This window comes from Cytobacillus sp., assembly GCF_032154635.1.
GTDB lineage: Bacteria > Bacillota > Bacilli > Bacillales > Cytobacillaceae > Cytobacillus.
Genome location: NZ_JALDXW010000038.1, coordinates 1 through 18,135, shown reverse-complemented (window position 1 = coordinate 18,135; position 18,135 = coordinate 1). Strand labels below are relative to the sequence as shown.

General features: G+C 39.7%; 18 protein-coding genes. 1 reads left to right on the top strand and 17 read right to left on the bottom strand.

Annotation, left to right across the window (positions count from 1 at the left end; genetic code table 11):
* Window positions 1–376: 376 nt before the first annotated feature.
* The 12 genes from alaS to RUH74_RS19740 all read right to left on the bottom strand — a co-directional run bounded on the left by alaS (window position 377) and on the right by RUH74_RS19740 (window position 13,018).
* Window positions 377–3,010: an alanine--tRNA ligase gene (alaS, locus tag RUH74_RS19795; protein ID WP_313803167.1), complete on the bottom strand. Its 2,634-nt coding sequence runs from the start codon at window positions 3,008–3,010 to the stop codon at window positions 377–379.
* Between the two features lie 533 nt (window positions 3,011–3,543).
* Window positions 3,544–4,626, bottom strand: a complete 1,083-nt coding sequence (locus RUH74_RS19790) for an AI-2E family transporter (protein ID WP_313803165.1) — start codon at window positions 4,624–4,626, stop codon at window positions 3,544–3,546.
* An 87-nt stretch (window positions 4,627–4,713) separates the two neighbouring features.
* A complete protein-coding gene (locus RUH74_RS19785; protein WP_313803163.1) occupies window positions 4,714–4,848 on the bottom strand; it encodes a YrzQ family protein in 135 nt (44 codons plus the stop codon).
* A 26-nt stretch (window positions 4,849–4,874) separates the two neighbouring features.
* On the bottom strand, window positions 4,875–5,066 hold the full coding sequence (locus RUH74_RS19780) for a hypothetical protein (protein WP_053477116.1): 192 nt from the start codon (window positions 5,064–5,066) through the stop codon (window positions 4,875–4,877).
* Window positions 5,067–5,078: 12 nt separating this feature from the next.
* Window positions 5,079–5,552 (bottom strand): PRC-barrel domain-containing protein, encoded by a 474-nt coding sequence (locus RUH74_RS19775; RefSeq protein ID WP_313803160.1) that lies wholly within the window; start codon window positions 5,550–5,552, stop codon window positions 5,079–5,081.
* Between the two features lie 95 nt (window positions 5,553–5,647).
* Window positions 5,648–5,815 (bottom strand): hypothetical protein, encoded by a 168-nt coding sequence (locus RUH74_RS19770; RefSeq protein ID WP_313803158.1) that lies wholly within the window; start codon window positions 5,813–5,815, stop codon window positions 5,648–5,650.
* 137 nt (window positions 5,816–5,952) lie between these two features.
* The gene (recD2, locus tag RUH74_RS19765; protein ID WP_313803209.1) at window positions 5,953–8,367 is read right to left on the bottom strand and encodes an SF1B family DNA helicase RecD2; all 2,415 of its coding nucleotides are present in this window, start codon (window positions 8,365–8,367) and stop codon (window positions 5,953–5,955) included.
* A 34-nt stretch (window positions 8,368–8,401) separates the two neighbouring features.
* Window positions 8,402–9,067 carry a tetratricopeptide repeat protein gene (locus tag RUH74_RS19760; RefSeq protein WP_313803156.1) on the bottom strand — a complete coding sequence of 222 codons (666 nt, stop codon included), beginning with the start codon at window positions 9,065–9,067 and terminating at the stop codon, window positions 8,402–8,404.
* A 413-nt stretch (window positions 9,068–9,480) separates the two neighbouring features.
* Entirely contained in the window at window positions 9,481–10,596 is a 1,116-nt protein-coding gene (gene mnmA, locus RUH74_RS19755) for a tRNA 2-thiouridine(34) synthase MnmA (protein ID WP_313803154.1), read from the bottom strand.
* Between the two features lie 31 nt (window positions 10,597–10,627).
* Complete coding sequence (locus RUH74_RS19750) at window positions 10,628–11,770, bottom strand: cysteine desulfurase family protein (protein WP_313803152.1); 1,143 nt, start codon at window positions 11,768–11,770, stop codon at window positions 10,628–10,630.
* A 148-nt stretch (window positions 11,771–11,918) separates the two neighbouring features.
* Window positions 11,919–12,338, bottom strand: coding sequence for a cysteine metabolism transcriptional regulator CymR (cymR, locus tag RUH74_RS19745; protein ID WP_313803151.1), 420 nt, complete (start codon window positions 12,336–12,338; stop codon window positions 11,919–11,921).
* Complete coding sequence (locus RUH74_RS19740; RefSeq protein ID WP_313803150.1) at window positions 12,338–13,018, bottom strand: YczE/YyaS/YitT family protein; 681 nt, start codon at window positions 13,016–13,018, stop codon at window positions 12,338–12,340. The genes cymR and RUH74_RS19740 overlap by 1 nt, the downstream gene beginning before the upstream one ends.
* A gap of 150 nt (window positions 13,019–13,168) precedes the next feature.
* Here RUH74_RS19740 and RUH74_RS19735 point away from each other — a divergent pair, with 150 nt between their 5' ends.
* Complete coding sequence (locus tag RUH74_RS19735) at window positions 13,169–14,434, top strand: replication-associated recombination protein A (protein WP_313803148.1); 1,266 nt, start codon at window positions 13,169–13,171, stop codon at window positions 14,432–14,434.
* 88 nt (window positions 14,435–14,522) lie between these two features.
* On the opposite strand, the gene RUH74_RS19730 is transcribed toward RUH74_RS19735, so the two are convergent.
* The 5 genes from RUH74_RS19730 to RUH74_RS19710 form a co-directional block, all read right to left on the bottom strand.
* Complete coding sequence (locus RUH74_RS19730) at window positions 14,523–15,482, bottom strand: ABC transporter permease (protein WP_313803146.1); 960 nt, start codon at window positions 15,480–15,482, stop codon at window positions 14,523–14,525.
* Window positions 15,475–16,401, bottom strand: a complete 927-nt coding sequence (locus RUH74_RS19725; RefSeq protein ID WP_313803207.1) for an ABC transporter ATP-binding protein — start codon at window positions 16,399–16,401, stop codon at window positions 15,475–15,477. The genes RUH74_RS19730 and RUH74_RS19725 overlap by 8 nt, the downstream gene beginning before the upstream one ends.
* A gap of 14 nt (window positions 16,402–16,415) precedes the next feature.
* The gene (locus RUH74_RS19720) at window positions 16,416–17,108 is read right to left on the bottom strand and encodes an ABC transporter ATP-binding protein (RefSeq protein ID WP_313803144.1); all 693 of its coding nucleotides are present in this window, start codon (window positions 17,106–17,108) and stop codon (window positions 16,416–16,418) included.
* A gap of 1 nt (window position 17,109) precedes the next feature.
* Window positions 17,110–17,484 (bottom strand): GntR family transcriptional regulator, encoded by a 375-nt coding sequence (locus RUH74_RS19715; protein ID WP_313803142.1) that lies wholly within the window; start codon window positions 17,482–17,484, stop codon window positions 17,110–17,112.
* A gap of 4 nt (window positions 17,485–17,488) precedes the next feature.
* The coding region (locus tag RUH74_RS19710; protein WP_313803140.1) for a hypothetical protein at window positions 17,489–18,135 on the bottom strand (647 nt) is incomplete at its 5' end.

The following is an 18,135-nucleotide window of genomic DNA, read 5'->3' as shown; positions in this document are numbered from 1 at the left end:
GCTCGAGGTCATAAGTCAATCCGTCCAGAAGGTTAAAATACAACCTCCTTGCCGGCTCGCCTTATGCTTGTCGCCGATGAACAATCGCCTTCCGCTTTTCTTTGTCCAGCTACAGGCGCTATCGGCTCGAGGTCATAAGTCAATCCGTCCAGAAGGTTAAAATACAACCTCCTTGCCGGCTCGCCTTATGCTTGTCGCCGATAAACAATCGCCTTCCGCTTTTCTTTGTCCAGCTCCATCGACTAGGGGCTCGAGGTCATAAGCCATCTCGACAAGAAGGTTAAAGTACAACCTTCCTGCCGATTTGTCTTATGCTTGTCGCCCCTGAACAAGCCGATTCCGCTTTTCTTTCATTCTACACTACTTTGTTGTGTTATCAAATGGATTTGACCCATTCTTCAACAAAATTCAATGCACTTTCGAGCTTTTCCGGGTCTTTTCCGCCAGCTTGTGCCATATCTGGACGGCCTCCGCCCCCTCCTCCGCATCGTGTAGCTACTTCCTTAATAATCTTTCCAGCGTGGTAACCTTTTTCAATCAAATCATTTGTTACACCGGCAATTAAATTAACTTTGCCTTCATTCACACTGCCAAGAACAACGACTGCTGAGCCAAGCTTATTCTTTAAGTCATCTGCCATATTGCGCAGATTATTCATATCTGTCGCAGCAACTTTTGCTGATAATACAGTTACTCCATTGACTTCTTTCGTATTTGAGACAAGGCTGCTAGCTTCAATATTACCCAATTTTGCTGCTAATGATTCATTTTCACGCTGAAGCTGCTTCATTTCTCCGAGTAAAGTCTCAATTCTTGAAGCTAATTCCTTCGGGTTCGCCTTTATTTTTGCTGCAGCTTCTTTAAGAATGCCAATTTGATCATTTAATAATTGATATGCTGCCTCACCAGTAACGGCTTCAATCCGACGAGTGCCAGCTCCAATTCCGCTCTCAGATACGATTTTAAATAATCCAATTGTCGACGTATTAGGTACGTGACATCCGCCGCAAAGCTCTAGGCTATAATCGCCAACTTGAACAACACGGACGATCTTCCCGTATTTTTCACCGAACAATGCCATCGCACCCATTGCTTTTGCTTCTTCAATATTTTTATAGTCAATGTTCACATCAAGGGTGCGCCAAATTTTCTCATTCACAATGCTCTCGATTTTTTCTAATTCCTCAGAAGTAATCTGACCAAAATGAGAGAAATCAAAACGTAAACGATCTGGTTCAACAAGCGACCCAGCTTGATTTACATGCGTTCCAAGCACATCCTTTAACGCTTGATGCAGCAAATGTGTTGCAGTATGGTTTTTAATTACTTTAGAGCGGATTGATTCGTTCACTGTCGCTTTTACTTGCTGATCCATTGTTAAGCTTCCTATTTCTACTACTGCACGGTGAAGATTCTGCCCATTAGGCGCCTTTTGAACATCCTTTATTGCTACTCTTAGTCCTTCAGCCTCTAACAAACCTTGGTCAGCAATTTGTCCGCCGCTTTCAGCATAGAATGGTGTGATATCCAAAATCAGCTGTACTTCTTCACCAGCTTCTGCTGAAGATACTGATTGTCCATCTTTAATAATCGATGCAATTTTCGAATCAGTTACAAGGGAATCATAGCCGACAAACTTGCTTTCAACTTTAATTTCTCCTAGCACACCACCTTGGACTTGCATGGAATCAACGTCCTGTCTAGCTGCTCGCGCCCGTTCACGCTGAAGTTCCATCTCTCTTTCGAAGCCCTCATGATCAACTTTCATGGCTTCTTCTTCTGCGTATTCTTCTGTTAATTCAACAGGGAATCCATACGTATCATACAGACGGAAGACATCTTCTCCTTGAATCGTATCATTTCCAGCCGCTTTTTCCTTTTTAATGACAGATGAAAGGATCGCTAAGCCATCATGTAAAGTTTCATGGAAACGCTCTTCTTCATTTTTAATTACTTTTTGAATGAATTCTGTTTTTTCTTTTACTTCTGGGTAAAAGTCATTCATAATCTCGCCAACAACAGGGACTAGCTCGTACATAAATGGACGGTTAATATTAATTTGCTTTGCATAGCGTACAGCTCTGCGCAGCAATCGACGTAATACGTAGCCTCGTCCTTCATTAGATGGAAGCGCTCCATCACCAACCGCAAAGGCAACTGTACGAATATGGTCAGCAATCACCTTAAATGCCACATCAATTTCTTTATTCACACCGTATTTTTCTCCTGAAATCTTTTCTGTTCCATGTATAATCGGCATAAATAAATCTGTATCAAAGTTTGTCGGCACATTTTGTACGACTGAAGCCATTCGTTCAAGTCCCATTCCCGTATCAATGTTCTTTTTCGGTAGCGGAGTATACGTGCCATCAGGATTATGATTAAATTCTGAGAACACTAGATTCCATACTTCTAAATATCGATCATTTTCTCCACCAGGATATAACTCTGGATCATTAATGTCGTCCCCATACTCAGGTCCACGATCATAGAAAATCTCTGTATTTGGACCACTTGGGCCTTCACCAATGTCCCAGAAGTTTCCCTCCAGTCGAATGATTCTTTCCTCAGGCACGCCAATTTTTTGACGCCAAATGTCAAATGCCTCATTGTCCTCTGGATGGATGGTAACCGATAATTTTTCCTTATCAAAACCAATCCATTTCTCATCCGTAAGAAATTCCCAAGCCCATTCAATTGCTTCTTCTTTAAAATAATCGCCAATTGAAAAGTTGCCAAGCATTTCAAAGAAAGTATGATGGCGTGCTGTTTTACCTACATTCTCAATATCATTTGTCCGGATAGACTTTTGAGCATTCGTAATTCTTGGGTTTTCAGGAATCACACGACCGTCAAAATACTTTTTTAATGTTGCCACACCACTATTAATCCAAAGCAAGGAAGGATCTTCATGCGGGACGAGTGAAGCACTCGGCTCGATGGCATGTCCTTTTTCTTTAAAAAACTCTAAAAACAAACGACGAATTTCTGATCCAGTTAATTGTTTCATGTATATAGCCTCCTATTTTTACTTTCAATACAATTAATATTTCTGCTTAAACCAAGTATGGTAAAAGTCAATCCACATAAAGGTATTCAATACGCTGACCAATCATTTACTTTTACATAAAAAAAAGCCCTCCTCCCGGACAGGGACGAAGAGCTATCTCGTGGTACCACCCTGATTTGAATAGAAAAGCGTCAAATAACAGATGCTTTCTATTCATCTCTCAAATCCTTAACGCGGATAGACGGCAGGAATTAGCTGCACTCCGGATTAGCGTTCTGTTATCCTTCATCTAGGAATTCTTCCAGCCTAGGAACTCCCTCTCTGACCATATGCGTAAGTGCCTTAGGCGGCCTCGACAAGCATAAGACAATCCGGCTGGAAGGTTGTTCTTTAACCGCGGATTAGCTTAGACCAAAGAGGAGTTAGGCACTGTAGCTAGACAATTAGATGGACTATAACATACTCGTTCCTTCTTCATGTTACATTTATAGTTTTGATTATAGTCGAATTATAGCGAGTTCAAAATGGATTTGTCAAGAACGTTTGAATTTTGGGTTCGGTCCTTTTATAAAATGGAATCTTGCATGAATAAGGCTCACCTTGATTATCGCTAGAATAGGAACTGCAATGATTAGTCCAATCACTCCACCCGCTTCTCCTCCAGCAAGGAGAGCGAACATGATAACGAGCGGATGCATATGCAAACTCTTGCCAACAATGAATGGTGACAAAATATTGCCTTCAATAAATTGGAGAACAAAAACGATAACGACGGAGATGATAATCAATTTTACTGACATGGTGGAAGCGATAATTACAGCTGGGATAGCCCCAATAATTGGTCCAAAATAGGGAATAACATTTGTAACACCAATTAACAGGCCAAGCAGTAGTGGATATTTTATCCCGACTATCCAAAATAGCAAGGCAGAAATGGCACCAATGATCACACAAACTAAAAGCTGTCCCCTAATATAGCTTCCTAATGATTTATCAACATCACGCAAAAAGAGAATCCCTTCCTGTCTCCACCTTCTCGGAGTTAAATACCACACAGTTCGTTTCATTAATTCATAATCCTTTAACATGTAAAAAGAAATAAAAGGAATAATGGCGATGATTAAGGAATAGTTTAAAATACTTATTAAGATGTTTATACTTTTCGAAAGCAGCTTATCTAATGCTGATTCCATAGCCAAGATCCCATCATCAATTCTTGTTTGTAATCCATCCGGCCAAGTGGAGGTTTTATGCTGAATGATTTCGATCCACTCTCTGTATTGATTCGCAAATTGCGGGGCATTTTCCGTTAAGTCTCTTAATTGATGAATAAATGCTGGTATTCCTTTGTAGAATGCAAAACCCATTCCTCCGAAAAATAGAATATAAATACAAAAAACGGCAACTCCTTTGTTTACTCCACTTTCATGGAGCTTTTTAACGATCGGATGAAGCAAATAGGTGATAAAGGCACCAATGATAAAAGGAAAAAAGACAGCAAAAATAATCTTTAACATAGGCATCCATAGTTGTTGAAGCTTTAAAAAAACAAATAAAACAATAAATAATAAAAGGAGAAATCCCAATCGGTAAAACCATTTTAATCGAATATCCACACTGTTCCCCCCTCTCTTATTGTGAGTGTATACTTTTGGATTTATGCAAAAAGGGCTGACACCCAAAATGATGTCAGCCCCTATTTTTTAAAACAAAGCCTTTGTTATTCGTTTTTGTATTTTTTTTCTTTGCCGTCCAGACATAAGATTATTTCTTTGGGCAAGGCCATAAGCGGCCATACCTGCACCAAAAACAAGCGCTGAGGTTAACACTCGATTCATTTGTTTCACCTCGATTTTTTTATAAATTATAAAAGGTAGCGGCGTTCGTCTTCTTCAAACAAATCATCAAGCGAACTCAATGTTCCGTCTTCTTCCACCTGATGTGTATTTATCACACCTTTGGATAAAGAAAGCTCGATAAAACAGCTCCAGCAATAATATTGGCTTATTCCAATTTTCCCGATATCTTTGCTCTGGCAGTTGGGACATTTCAGCATGGAAAAGACACCTCACTCTTTAACATTTACGATGATGGTGTCCTTACCAATTGCTGGGGGCAATTCGGTTTTGATTACGCGTTTTCCTTCCAGCATATCTGAAAAGAACCCATCCGATAATTCATACCCTACAATTGTCCCCACTTCTTCCTGAAAATATACATCTTCTAATAACCCAAGCCGCTCACCCTCGCTTGTCATAATCGTTTTACCAGTTAAGCGATTTCTTCCTTCAAAGGTAAATTCATGTGACTTTTTAACTGGTATCAGAATCGATTGGTTCTCGATCATGACTCCATCCCATCCGAAAGAGGATACATCTTGAACATTCAAATGAAACATTTTTTTCAGCAAAGCTCCTTTTCGAACGAGCAAGCTTTTTACTACCCCACTGCCTGATATACAAATATCACAAACCTCGCCAATTTTGGCCCCGCTGCTTAATTCAATTACTGGGAGTCCTTTTAATAATGAAAATGTCCGCAAAAGTTTGTCCCACCTTCCCGGAACATTCTTAGTTTGCTACATCTATAATAAAAAATAACGTGAAACGCTTTCCATTCCCACCAGCAAAAAGATGATTAACGTTTATTGTATCTTGGTTTGTTAAATCTTTCGTTCCTTTCACCGCCATCAGAAAGCTCTTCGGAAAACTCATGCTCCTGCTTCTTATTAATAAGGTTGGATGTTTGAATTTGGGCTGAGCTTAAATTATTATTAGGAGCTGCTTCTTGATTCCATTTTCCCATATAAATACCTCATTTCTTTCCTTAAAGTATTGATAGTAGCGATTGACTTCCGCACAATCAACCAAGCTTTTTGGCATTCCAAACAAGATTTTTTTAGGAAAAGCCATCTAAAAAGACAGCCTTAATTGGCTGTCTTTTTAGGTATTTTCTAATTCCATAAAATCATACGGCGTTATATTTTCCATACCAATTAACGGGTCGATATTCATTAATTCCTCTTCATAGGTTAGAGGAGCTGCATTAGATTCGAGTTCTTTTTCTTTAGTAGTGTTTTCTGCAATCGCTTCTTTTAGCTTTTCTGTCAGACTTGTTAGCCGTGATTGCTCGTCTGCTCTTTCGACACCTATCTTCAAGGCTTCTTCTTCCCCACATAGGATAAGAAACTGTTTACTGCGTGTAATGGCAGTATATAGTAAATTTCTTCGCAGCATACGATAATAGCTCTTAACCACAGGAAGAATAACAATAGGGAATTCACTTCCCTGCGATTTATGCACAGAGCAGCAATAAGCATGTGTAATTTGATTTAAATCTTGTTTGGTGTAGGTTGCTTCTGCACCGTCAAATGAGACGACGACCATGTCTTGCTTCTCCGTATTTTCTTTCGCATAAAAAATCGAAACTATTTCACCCATATCCCCATTAAAAACATGGTTTTCAGGCTGATTTACTAATTGAAGAACTTTATCGCCAATTCGATATTTCACATCGCCGAAAGCTAGTTCTTTCCGTGATCCGTCATTTGGATTAAATATTTCTTGGATAATTTCATTTAAACGGTCTATTCCAGCGGGTCCCTTATACATCGGTGCGAGTACTTGAATATCCTTTGCTGTATAGCCCTTCTTCTTGGCATTTAAAACAACTTTTTCAATCGCTGTTGCGATTTGCCCAGGATGACATTTAATAAAAGATCGATCCGCCTGCTGGGCGGAAATATTGGCTGGAAGCCTGCCTTTTTTCATTTCATGTGCAAGCTCAATTATGGATGAACCTTCTGCCTGCCTGTATATATCCGTTAATTTAACTGTTGGGATACGTTCTGAACAAAGCAAGTCCTTTAACACCTGCCCTGGGCCAACCGATGGCAGCTGATCTTCATCCCCTACTAAAATTACTTGCATATTGTCCGGAATCGCTTTAAAAAGCTGATTGGCGAGCCAAATATCGACCATCGATGTTTCATCGACAATGATAATTTTACCTTCTAACGGATTTTCTTCATGCCGATCAAACCCTTCCGTTCCATTCCATCCAAGAAGTCTATGAATCGTAACTGCAGGTAAGCCTGTCGACTCAGTCATTCTTTTGGCTGCCCTGCCAGTCGGAGCTGCTAGGATAAACGGAAAAGGTTCTTCCTTTTTATAATCCTTTGGATCTAATGAACAGCCATGCAAATCCCCATATAATTCAACAATTCCTTTGATAACTGTTGTTTTTCCTGTACCTGGGCCACCAGTTAAGATGAGCATTGGCGACATTAAAGCCGTTTGGATCGCGTCTTTTTGAGTCGGCGCATACTGTACCTTTAACCGCTCTTCTAATTTTCCTAATGCGAGCAGAAATTCTGACTCTGGAAACTGATCTTTATATTGCGTTTGCTTTAATACCCGCTTAATATTGGTTACTAATCCTTTTTCAGAAAAATAAAGGGAAGGCATATACAATCGCTGCTCTTCAATCATTATTTTCCCCTCTTCCCCAAGCTTGACGATTTCTTGGGAAATGCTTTCGAACTCAATATGATCACGCTTATTTTCTTCGAGAAGCTTTTTCACACTAGGCAATAGTGCTTTTGCCTCCGTGAATACATGTCCCGCCTGCATGCTATCCGTTTCAAGTATGTACAAACAAGCCGCTCTAATCCTATCTGGATGACTTCCTGAAATCCCTATCTGATAGCCTAATTCATCTGCTCTGCCAAAACCAATTCCTTCAATATCCTCGACTAGCTTATACGGATTATTTTGAACAACATCTATCGTTTGCTCTTTGTAAGCCTGATAGATCTTCATGGATAACTGTGGACCAAACCCATATTGATTCAAAGCAATCATTGCCTGTTCAAGACCTTGATGCTCCATTAATGTATCATATAAGTTTTTGGCTTTTTCCGGTGGAAGTTTAGGAATTTGCTCAAGCAAAGAAGGCTGGTTAAGAATTCTTGAAATCGCATTTTCTCCTAATGTTTCAACGATACTTTCTGCGGTTTTCTTCCCTATTCCTTTAAACAGCTCACTTGATAAATAATTTACGACACCTGGTTTTGTCTGAGGGATGTCCTTGCGATAATGATTGGCCTGAAACTGGACTCCGAATTTCGGGTGTTCTTTTAATTCTCCATAAAAAATATACGTTTCCTGTTCATACATCTTTGGAAAATAACCAGTCACCACGGCTTCTTTGTCCTCATACTGATCATTCGTTTCCTCTACACGAATGCGTATAACCGAATATAGGTTTTGATCATTATGAAATATTGTGACTAGATGCTTTCCCTTTATATATGTTCCTTGTTCGGCAAATAAGTCTAAGGAGTCCTGTTTCTCCATCATTTTTCCCCCTCTCCCTCTTGATACATGCAAATTATTGGATGTCGGAATTTCCTTTTTCAATTAGCTTTTTTCCATAACCGGCAAGTAAATGATCCGGTTGGATCTCTAATGCCTGATTGAAATACTCAAGAGCTTTTTCTACTTCTTCTTTATAACCATAAGCAACACCAAGATTATAATAGGCATCCGCATGTTTAGAATCAATCTTAATACATTTTTCTAAATGTATAATAGATTCGTCTACAAAATTATGTTGGGCTAAACATAAACCATACTGAAAAAACGCTTCAGCATCATTAAGATTTAGCTCAGTGCTTCTTTGGAGGTATGGAAGAGCTAATTTTCCTTGTTCAAGTGCAACTAATGTCAGTCCAAGCATAAAGTAATTATCACCTGACTCCAACCCTTTTTTCATTGCAGTCTCAAACATTTTTTTGGCTTGTTCAAATTTTTGAAGCTCATAATATAAATTACCTGCACTATAATAGGCAGCGGCAGCATTTTCATCCAGCTCAATCGCTTTTTCATAAAACTTTAAAGCCTTTTCAACCTCACCAACAGCAGAAAGAACATTGCCGAAGTTAATATAAGAAACGGGATCTGTTGGGTTTTGTTCAATCGCTTCCATAAAAGTCTTAGCTGCTTCTTCCCATTTTCCTTCTTGCATATATTGAATACCAATTTGGTTATGATCCATCTATGTTCACTCCATTCTTATTTCAAAATTATAGCATAAGAAAAGCGGAAGCGCCTTGCTCATCGCCGTACAAACGCAGAAGGTTTTCGACTGAGATATAGGAAACACGGTGAGCGTATGCGAGCCGATGTTGACTTATCGTAGGGAGGAGACCTGAAGTTTGATAGGCGATAGGCGCTGGAGCTAGACATATAAGAAAAGCGGAAGCGCCTTGCTCATCGCCGTACAAACGCAGAAGGTTTTCGACTGAGATATAGGAAACACGGTGAGCGTATGTGTGCCGATGTTGACGCAATCGTAGCGGAAAAGACCTGAAGTTTGACTGTAGCTAGACACTTTCCAAAGTGCAAAGGATATAATTTCTGAATCATGAAGAAGCCTCAACTCTAATTAATAGAATTGAGGCAGCCTATTTATCCAACATAATCTAGTCGTTTTCCGTCTTTAAATACTTCATCAATCGTTCCCCCGCCAAGACACTCGTCCCCATTGTAGAAAACGACTGCTTGCCCAGGTGTAATCGCACGAATCGGTTCATCAAAAACAACTCTCACTTTATTGTCATCCAATAGCTCAACGGTTACTTTATTATCAGGTTGACGATATCTAAATTTCGCAGTACATTCAAATGTTTTCGGTTTCTCGTCATTTGATACCCAACTGACATTCACCGCTGTAATCGCATGTGAATACAACTTTTCATTATGAAAACCTTGTCCGACATAAAGAACATTTTTCTTTAAGTCCTTGCCAATCGCAAACCAAGGTTCTCCAGAGCCGCCAATGCCCAGCCCATGACGCTGACCAATTGTATAATACATAAGCCCATCATGCTTGCCCATTACTTTCCCATCGAAGGTTTCCATATTTCCAGGCTGCGCAGGCAAATAGTTGCCTAAGAATTCTTTGAAATTCCGCTCGCCAATAAAACAAATGCCTGTACTGTCCTTCTTCGTTGCCGTAGCGAGTCCAGCTGCAGCCGCGAGTTCCCGTACTTTAGATTTTTCAATATTGCCGATTGGGAACATGACCTTTTCAAGCTGTTCTTGGCTTAATTGGTTTAAAAAATACGTCTGATCCTTATTTTCATCGATTCCACGAAGCATTTTAACCTCACCATCACGATGCTCCACTCTTGCATAATGGCCTGTAGCTAAATAGTCTGCGCCAAGATTCATTGCATGCTCAAGAAATGCTTTAAATTTAATTTCTTTATTGCACATCACATCCGGGTTTGGCGTTCTTCCTGCCTTATATTCATCAAGGAAATAAGTAAAGACCTTATCCCAATATTGCTTCTCGAAATTAACTGCATAATAAGGAATGCCGATTTGGTTACATACACGAATTACATCTTCATAATCCTCTGTAGCCGTACAGACTCCATTTTCATCGGTATCATCCCAGTTTTTCATAAAAATGCCGATTACATCATAGCCTTGCTCCTTAAGAAGAAGGGCAGCAACCGAGGAATCGACTCCACCAGACATCCCGACAACAACTCGAGTATCCTTTGGTGCTTTATTCATTCCATTTCACCACGTTTCTCATTAAAATAATCTATTTTGTTAATCGCTTAACGATTTTACTCGTTTCTTCCGCTGCTTTTTCAATCTGCTCTAACGTATTGTAAAGCCCAAAACTAAAACGGATTGAATTTTGCAGACGATCGTCACCTTGACCAAACATGGCAACAAGCACATGGGACGGATCAATAGAACCTGCTGTACAAGCGGACCCGCTCGATGCCGCAATACCTGCCAAATCTAAATTGACAAGCATAGCCTCCACATTTGTTCCAGGAAAGCTTAAGTTTAAAACATGGGGCAATGAATAATCAAGTGATCCGTTCTGTCTATATGCAATTTGATTTTCTGTTAGTATTTTTAGAAAAGCAGCTTTGAATCCCTGATACTCTATTACCTTGTTTTCCATTTCCTGCTGACTGATTCGGACTGCCTCAAGAAAACCGGCAATAGAGGGCACATTTTCTGTCCCTGCACGCCTTTTTCTTTCCTGCTCTCCGCCAAATAAACGTGGAGGAAGCTTCACATCTGTGCTTGCATACAAGAACCCGATTCCTTTAGGGCCATTTATTTTATGAGCAGAAACTGATAGTAAATCAATGCCCGATTCTTTTACATTTATTTTTTCCAATCCGTATGCTTGGACAGCATCTGTATGAAAAATAGCCGAATGTCCAGCAAGAATTTGCCCAATTTCTTTAATCGGCTGAATGGTTCCGACCTCATTGTTGCCATACATGATCGTTACGAGGATTGTATCATCCCTTAAAGCTCTCTCAACATCTGCCGCATCAACTCTTCCTTCTTGGTTGACTGGCAGATAGGTGATTTCAAACCCTTGCTTCTCCAGTTTCTGACAGGCATGAAGAACCGCATGATGCTCTATTTGCGTAGTAATTATATGTTTTCCATGCTTTCCGTACGATTCCGCCACCCCAAAAATTGCGTGATTATCTGCTTCTGTTCCTCCGCTTGTAAAAATAATCTCGTTTGGCTCGGCATGAATGCTTTTCGCTAATTCTGCGCGGGCTTCATCAATTATATGACGGGCCCTGCGGCCAAAATGGTGGATGCTTGACGGATTGCCAAATTCTGAGCCCATGACCTCCATCATTTTCTCAATCACCTTTGGATTTAATGGCGAAGTCGCTGCATGGTCCACGTAAATCCGTTCCAATTTATTCACCTTCTTATCTGAAATTGATTATCTTATCACAAATGTACTGTACTTTTTCAATTCACAAACCAGTTTTATATTTTACAGTTCCCCTTTACTAATTTACCAGCCACTTTTACTTATTTACAGGCCGCTAACTCGGTTCAGATTAAATGTAAAACATATACCCCTCAGAACCGCCATCATCGTTATAGTTAGCTAAATCTTCAACCGTTGTATTGTCTAAAACATCTTTCACAGCATCGCGAATACGCATCCAAAGATGTTTCTTAGCAGGTTCCTCGTCTTCAATACCTTCGACAGGGCTAATTGGCCCTTCCAGCACACGAATAATATCACCGGCAGTAATTTTTGAAGGATCATCTCCAAGCACATAACCACCATACGCACCGCGAATGCTTTTTACTAAACCAGCATTTCTTAATGGGGCGATAAGCTGTTCTAAATAATGCTCAGACAAATTATTCGTCTGCGCAATTAACTTTAATGAGATCGGACCTTCTCCATGTTTTTTTGCTAATTCAATCATAATCGTTAATCCATATCTTCCTTTTGTCGATATTTTCATCAACTGACACCTCTATCCTTCTCTTTACCAATTGTTGTATATACTTCCTTTTTCAAACTTGTTAAAAATCGGTCGGTTATCATTTGGCATTGCGGCAATGCCTTTCCTGCCAGTGGCCCAATCGCCAAACCAATGATCACGGTTCCCCAAAAAACAGGTCCACCAAGCTGCCAGCCGATAATTAAGACAATCACTTCCATGCAGCTTCGAACACGGCCCACCTTCCACCCCGTTCTCGATGTTAAGGCAATCATCAGACTGTCTCGTGGACCTGCTCCAAACTGTGCTGAGATATAAATGCCCATTCCATAGCAATAAATTACAATCCCGCAAAGAAACATCACGATTTTACCAGCTAATAAAGACGGAGTCTCCATAAATGGCAGCAATAAATAAAGATCAATAAAAACACCAATCAAAACCATATTTAAAAAGGCACCCATTTTGGGAAACTCTTTTGAGATAAGTGATGCAACGGTCAAAATCACAATGCCGACAATTACTGACCAGCTTCCAATTGTCAGCCCAAACTGATAATATAGGCCAACATGCAGAACATCCCAGGGCGTCGCTCCTAAATCGGCAATTATTAATAATACAATTCCAAGGCTCATAACGAGAAGACCAGTTAAATACATAATAAACCTCGCACCAACTTGACCGCTTTTCTTCGTAAACATTCCCTTTATCTCCCCGCCATGAAGGTTTATTCTTAGTAATTAGATAGACTTTTGTAATTATATCACATTTACTCAGCATTATCATTTTGCCGGAACATGGAATATGGTATGTTTATTTTAATAACATTTGAACGTTTTGGAGTGATATACATGAGTATTAAACCATTGGCCTTTCGGATGCGGCCAAGGTCCATTGAAGAGATCATTGGTCAGGAGCATCTTGTAGCCGAAGGCAAAATTATTCATCGGATGGTAAAAGCCAAACAGCTATCCTCGATGATCCTGTATGGTCCCCCTGGAATCGGCAAAACCTCCATCGCAAGTGCCATTGCGGGAAGTACAAGCTATGCTTTTCGCACGCTCAATGCAGTCACAAACAATAAAAAGGATATGGAAGTCGTTGCGGCAGAAGCAAAAATGTCAGGGAAAGTCATTCTTCTTCTTGATGAAGTCCACCGGCTGGATAAAGGAAAACAAGATTTTCTGCTTCCCTATTTAGAAAATGGGATGATTACTTTAATTGGGGCAACAACTAGCAATCCTTACCATGCCATCAATCCAGCAATCAGAAGCCGCTGTCAAATTTTCGAATTAAAGCCTTTATCCGTGGACAACATTAAAGAGGCTCTTTTAAGAGCGCTTGGAGATAGTGAATATGGTTTAGGAGAAAAGCATGTTACTATTAGCGAAGATGCACTCACACACTTTGCAACGGCTTCTAATGGAGATGTCCGAAGCTCTTTAAATGCATTAGAGCTAGCTGTTTTATCTACGGAGCCTGACGATTCCGGCATTATCCGCATTGATTTGCCATCTGCCGAAGAGTGTATGCAGCGAAAGAGTTTATCTCATGACAAGGATGGGGACGCACATTATGATGTACTTTCCGCCTTCCAGAAATCGATTCGCGGCAGTGATGTAAATGCTGCATTGCATTATTTAGGAAGATTAATTGAAGCTGGAGATCTGCAAAGCATTGCAAGAAGATTGATTGTGATAGCCTATGAGGATATTGGATTAGCTTCCCCCCAGGCTGGAGCAAGAACACTCGCTGCCATTGAAACAGCCGAACGGGTCGGATTTCCTGAAGCAAGAATTCCGCTCGCAAATGCTGTCATTGAATTATGTTTGTCACCAAAATCCAATTCAGCGATCATTGCTATTGATGCGGCCTTAGCAGATATTAGGGCTGGTAAAAGTGGAGAAGTTCCCGATCATCTAAAAGATGCTCACTATAAAGGGGCTAAAGAGCTTGGCAGGGGAATCGAATATAAATATCCACATGATTACGAAGGCGGCTGGGTGAAACAGCAGTACTTGCCTGACCGCTTGAAAAATAAAATCTACTATGAGCCGAAGAAGACTGGGAAATTCGAACAGGCTCTAGCAACAATTTATAGCAAGATAATGAAATAGAAAAAGTGCTAGAGCAGAAAAATTTTCTCACTAAAAGTTAAACTTTTCTACATTATAAAAAAAAGGATGGCAGCTGCCATCCTTTTTTCTATGCAGCAACATCCCTCTTTTTGAATACGTAAAAGGCAATTGCTTGAAAAAGCAGGAAGTAAACAATGATCATTACGATTGAGAAGCCAAGTGTCATCCCCTCTACCATCGGAGCTCCCTCAAAGTATTGAAGCAAATCCGTATTTGCAAAAAGAATATATTTCGCCCATTCATATTTGATTGCAATTAGCCTTGTCATCTGGCCGCCCATGAACATAAGGAAAAGGGACAAACCGATTGCTAAGGAGCTGTTTCTAAATGCAGCAGATATCATGAATGCCATTGTTGCCAGCATAATCATATTAATCGATTTTAGTCCGAAGTAATTAATTAGATGCAGAAGCATGCTCTGCTCCGTTATAGAACCGTCATAATAATTCAAATATGGTACTGGATCATTAGGGAAACCAAAGAGAACCATTCCAAGTATCCCTGAAAAAGCAAACAGGATGAAAAGCATGAACAAGCCAAATAGCAAGACTGTTAAATACTTTGCCGCCAATATTTTTCCTCGTTTGATCGGTCTTATTAAAAGCAGCTTGATCGTTCCCCAGTTAAATTCACTGGCAACAATTCCCGCAGCAATAATGATTGTGAACAGACCAGCAAATTCAATCATTTGTGATGTATCTGCTAAGAATCCCCAGACTGAATACTCTTCATTTGGCGATATATCATTTTCGATTCTGTATTGGTTAATAGCAATTTCTCTTTCATAGCTAATTTTTACTTCTTGAGGAATCGCATCCCCCATTTCAGTTAATTCTTTTTGATAGCTTTCATTCTGTACTTGAAGACCTTTTTTCCAGTCCGTATTATCCGGAACACTTCCTTTGCTGTCCTGGTATTTAATAAAGCCGCCCATCACAGTTAATACGAATAGGAGCAGCCCGATCATGACATACGTTCCCGTTCTTCTAAATATTTTCATCCATTCATTTTGAATCAGTTTAATCATGAACAAGATCCCCCTTTTGTGAAGTAACCTCAAGGAAACGATCTTCTAAAGTCTTCGTTACTTCCTTCACTCCATATATCTGTATATCATTGTTAACAAGTCTTTTTATTACTTCAGGTACTTTCTCCTTCTTAAGTGGCAAAGCAACCCCATTTTCAGTTAGTTGAACTTTACTGTCAGGATGCATCTCTTTAACGATTCGTCCAGCATGCTCTTTTTCTTCTACCTCAATTTCATAAATTTTCTCAGTCCCCTGAACAAAATCAGTCATAAGCTGAACATCAATGAGCTTTCCTTGTTGAATGATTCCAATTCGGTCACACATCATTTCCATTTCCGATAACAAATGGCTAGATACGATGACTGCCATATCCCTTTCTCTCGCCAGCTTTCTAACATGATCCCTGATTTCGCGGATACCAGCAGGGTCCAAACCATTTGTCGGTTCATCAAGAATTAAGATTTTCGGATCATGCAAAAGGCACTGCGCCAAGCCAAGGCGCTGCCTCATACCTAGTGAATATGTTTTTACCTTGTCATGAATTCGGTCTGTTAGTCCAACGAACTCTACCGTTTCAGCTATTTTTTCTTTTGTAACCCCCTGGGACATCCTGGCAAAATGAACAAGATTTTGATATCCGCTCATAAACTTATACATTTCTGGATTTTCAACAATACCTCCTACATGTTTAATCGCCTTCTCAAAATCTGATTGAATACTGTGACCGAGAATTTTAATATCACCGGAAGTCATTCCTATCAAACCGACAATCATTCGAATTGTCGTTGTTTTTCCTGCTCCATTTGGGCCAAGAAAGCCAAATACCTCCCCTTTATTGACGTTAAAGCTAAGGGAATCAATAATCGTTCTGCCCTTTATTATTTTTGTTACATTTTGAATTTCCACGAGGGTATCCATTAATTTTTCTTTTCTCATTCTTTAAAAGTCTCCTTCATCCACTGAATAATAGATAATCCTTTCGTTTCTCTTAAATTCTCAACATTTTTCTGATCAATGATTTTTCCATCTTTTATAGCAAGCACCTCATCCAAAAGCGGCTCGATCTCATCAATTTCATGGGTCGCAATAACAACTGTCTGATTTTCAAAATCAATATAGGATAGTAAACCTTTTACAATCGAATCTCTTACCATTGGGTCAAGACCTGAAAAAGGCTCATCTAATAGCAAAACAGAGGTCTCTCTAGCCAGTGCGAGCACAAGTTTCAATCGGCCCCGATTACCTTTTGACAATTGTTTCAGCTTTTTATCAGGATCCAGCTTCATAAATGTTAGTAATTCGTTCGCACGATCTATTCGAAAATCCTCAAACTGAGAGGCATAAAAATCAATCATATCTTTCACATTAAAAGGCTGATAGAACATATCTAGTTCGGATAAATAAGCAACCTCTTTAGCGATTCTTCTATCGACTGCTGTTCCTTTAACTAGAACTGTACCCTTAGATGGATGTACGAGGCCGGCTATTATTTTTAATGTGGTTGATTTTCCGCTTCCGTTTGGACCGATTAATCCATAAATTTTCCCTCTTTCTAGCGTGAAGGATACATCCTCTAATCCTGAATCCCGACCATATTTTTTAGTAATATTCTGGAACTCGATCATCTTACATCTCTCGCTTTCCATTAAAGTATCTTTTTAAGCCAGAGACCATATCCTCTTCTGTAAGTCCAAGTTCTTTCATATTTTTAACAAACGATTCAATGATGTCCATTTGCATAACGAGTTTTAATTGATGAATCATCCCTTCATTCTCTGTAACAAACGTTCCTTGTCCTCGTTTCGTTTCCACGATTTCCATCCTCTCCAATTCACTGTATGTTCTTTGAATCGTATTTGGATTCACTCCTGTTTGCACCGCCATTTCCCGAACGGAAGGGAGCTTGTTTCCCGGCAATAATTCGCCCCGGATAATTTGCTGATTTATTTTGTCAGCAATTTGCATATATATTGGCTTTGATGCTTGAAATTCTTCGCCCATATCATCACACCTCCACTTTCCGTTCGAGCAGCCATACGGAAGCATAAAACACGGCAAAAACTATCACCGTATAAATAATCCCATTCATGATTGAAAATTCAACTGTATCTACAAAACCAGCTGAAGCTGAAGATTTGCCTACTTTAAACTTTAGCGAGAAGGTATCAAGTTTAAAAACTCCAATATTTTTAAGTTTTTGATAAACTGGAAGATTGCTCACATAATTGCCGACTGTTGTAATCAGAAGCCATGTGCCTATCACAATAGGCCACCGGATGGATCGGAGGAATGGTACCTTTTTCAAAGAATGGAATAAGGACCAATAAAATAAAACCCAGACTCCTAAGAAAAGAGTGCCTAGCGTAATTCCAAGTCCAATTAAAGTGATATTGAAAGCTGGCCCACCGGTTAAATTAAACAGGCTTTCCCCATCCACTGAATTCATTAGTCCCCATAGCACAACAATAAATGCGACTAGAAATGATACTACATATAAAACAAATCCAGCTGTTAGTTTCGCCAGAAAGAGAACGGTTCCGCTATTTGGGTTATGAAGCCACAGCTGGGTTTGCCCTTCTATATTAAGAGACGTCAGAAGATAGGCAGGCAGATAAAATACATGCCCAATTAAAATCATGACCGCTATAACAG

Coding starts and splice junctions, on each gene's coding strand:
- alaS (WP_313803167.1), bottom strand. CDS start 3,010: ATGAAACAATTAACTGGATCAGAAATTCGTCGTTTGTTTTTAGAGTTT.
- RUH74_RS19785 (WP_313803163.1), bottom strand. CDS start 4,848: ATGAATCGAGTGTTAACCTCAGCGCTTGTTTTTGGTGCAGGTATGGCC.
- RUH74_RS19780 (WP_053477116.1), bottom strand. CDS start 5,066: ATGCTGAAATGTCCCAACTGCCAGAGCAAAGATATCGGGAAAATTGGA.
- RUH74_RS19770 (WP_313803158.1), bottom strand. CDS start 5,815: ATGGGAAAATGGAATCAAGAAGCAGCTCCTAATAATAATTTAAGCTCA.
- recD2 (WP_313803209.1), bottom strand. CDS start 8,367: ATGGAGAAACAGGACTCCTTAGACTTATTTGCCGAACAAGGAACATAT.
- RUH74_RS19760 (WP_313803156.1), bottom strand. CDS start 9,067: ATGGATCATAACCAAATTGGTATTCAATATATGCAAGAAGGAAAATGG.
- mnmA (WP_313803154.1), bottom strand. CDS start 10,596: ATGAATAAAGCACCAAAGGATACTCGAGTTGTTGTCGGGATGTCTGGT.
- cymR (WP_313803151.1), bottom strand. CDS start 12,338: ATGAAAATATCGACAAAAGGAAGATATGGATTAACGATTATGATTGAA.
- RUH74_RS19740 (WP_313803150.1), bottom strand. CDS start 13,018: ATGTTTACGAAGAAAAGCGGTCAAGTTGGTGCGAGGTTTATTATGTAT.
- RUH74_RS19735 (WP_313803148.1), top strand. CDS start 13,169: ATGAGTATTAAACCATTGGCCTTTCGGATGCGGCCAAGGTCCATTGAA.
- RUH74_RS19730 (WP_313803146.1), bottom strand. CDS start 15,482: ATGATTAAACTGATTCAAAATGAATGGATGAAAATATTTAGAAGAACG.
- RUH74_RS19725 (WP_313803207.1), bottom strand. CDS start 16,401: ATGGATACCCTCGTGGAAATTCAAAATGTAACAAAAATAATAAAGGGC.
- RUH74_RS19720 (WP_313803144.1), bottom strand. CDS start 17,108: ATGATCGAGTTCCAGAATATTACTAAAAAATATGGTCGGGATTCAGGA.
- RUH74_RS19715 (WP_313803142.1), bottom strand. CDS start 17,484: ATGGGCGAAGAATTTCAAGCATCAAAGCCAATATATATGCAAATTGCT.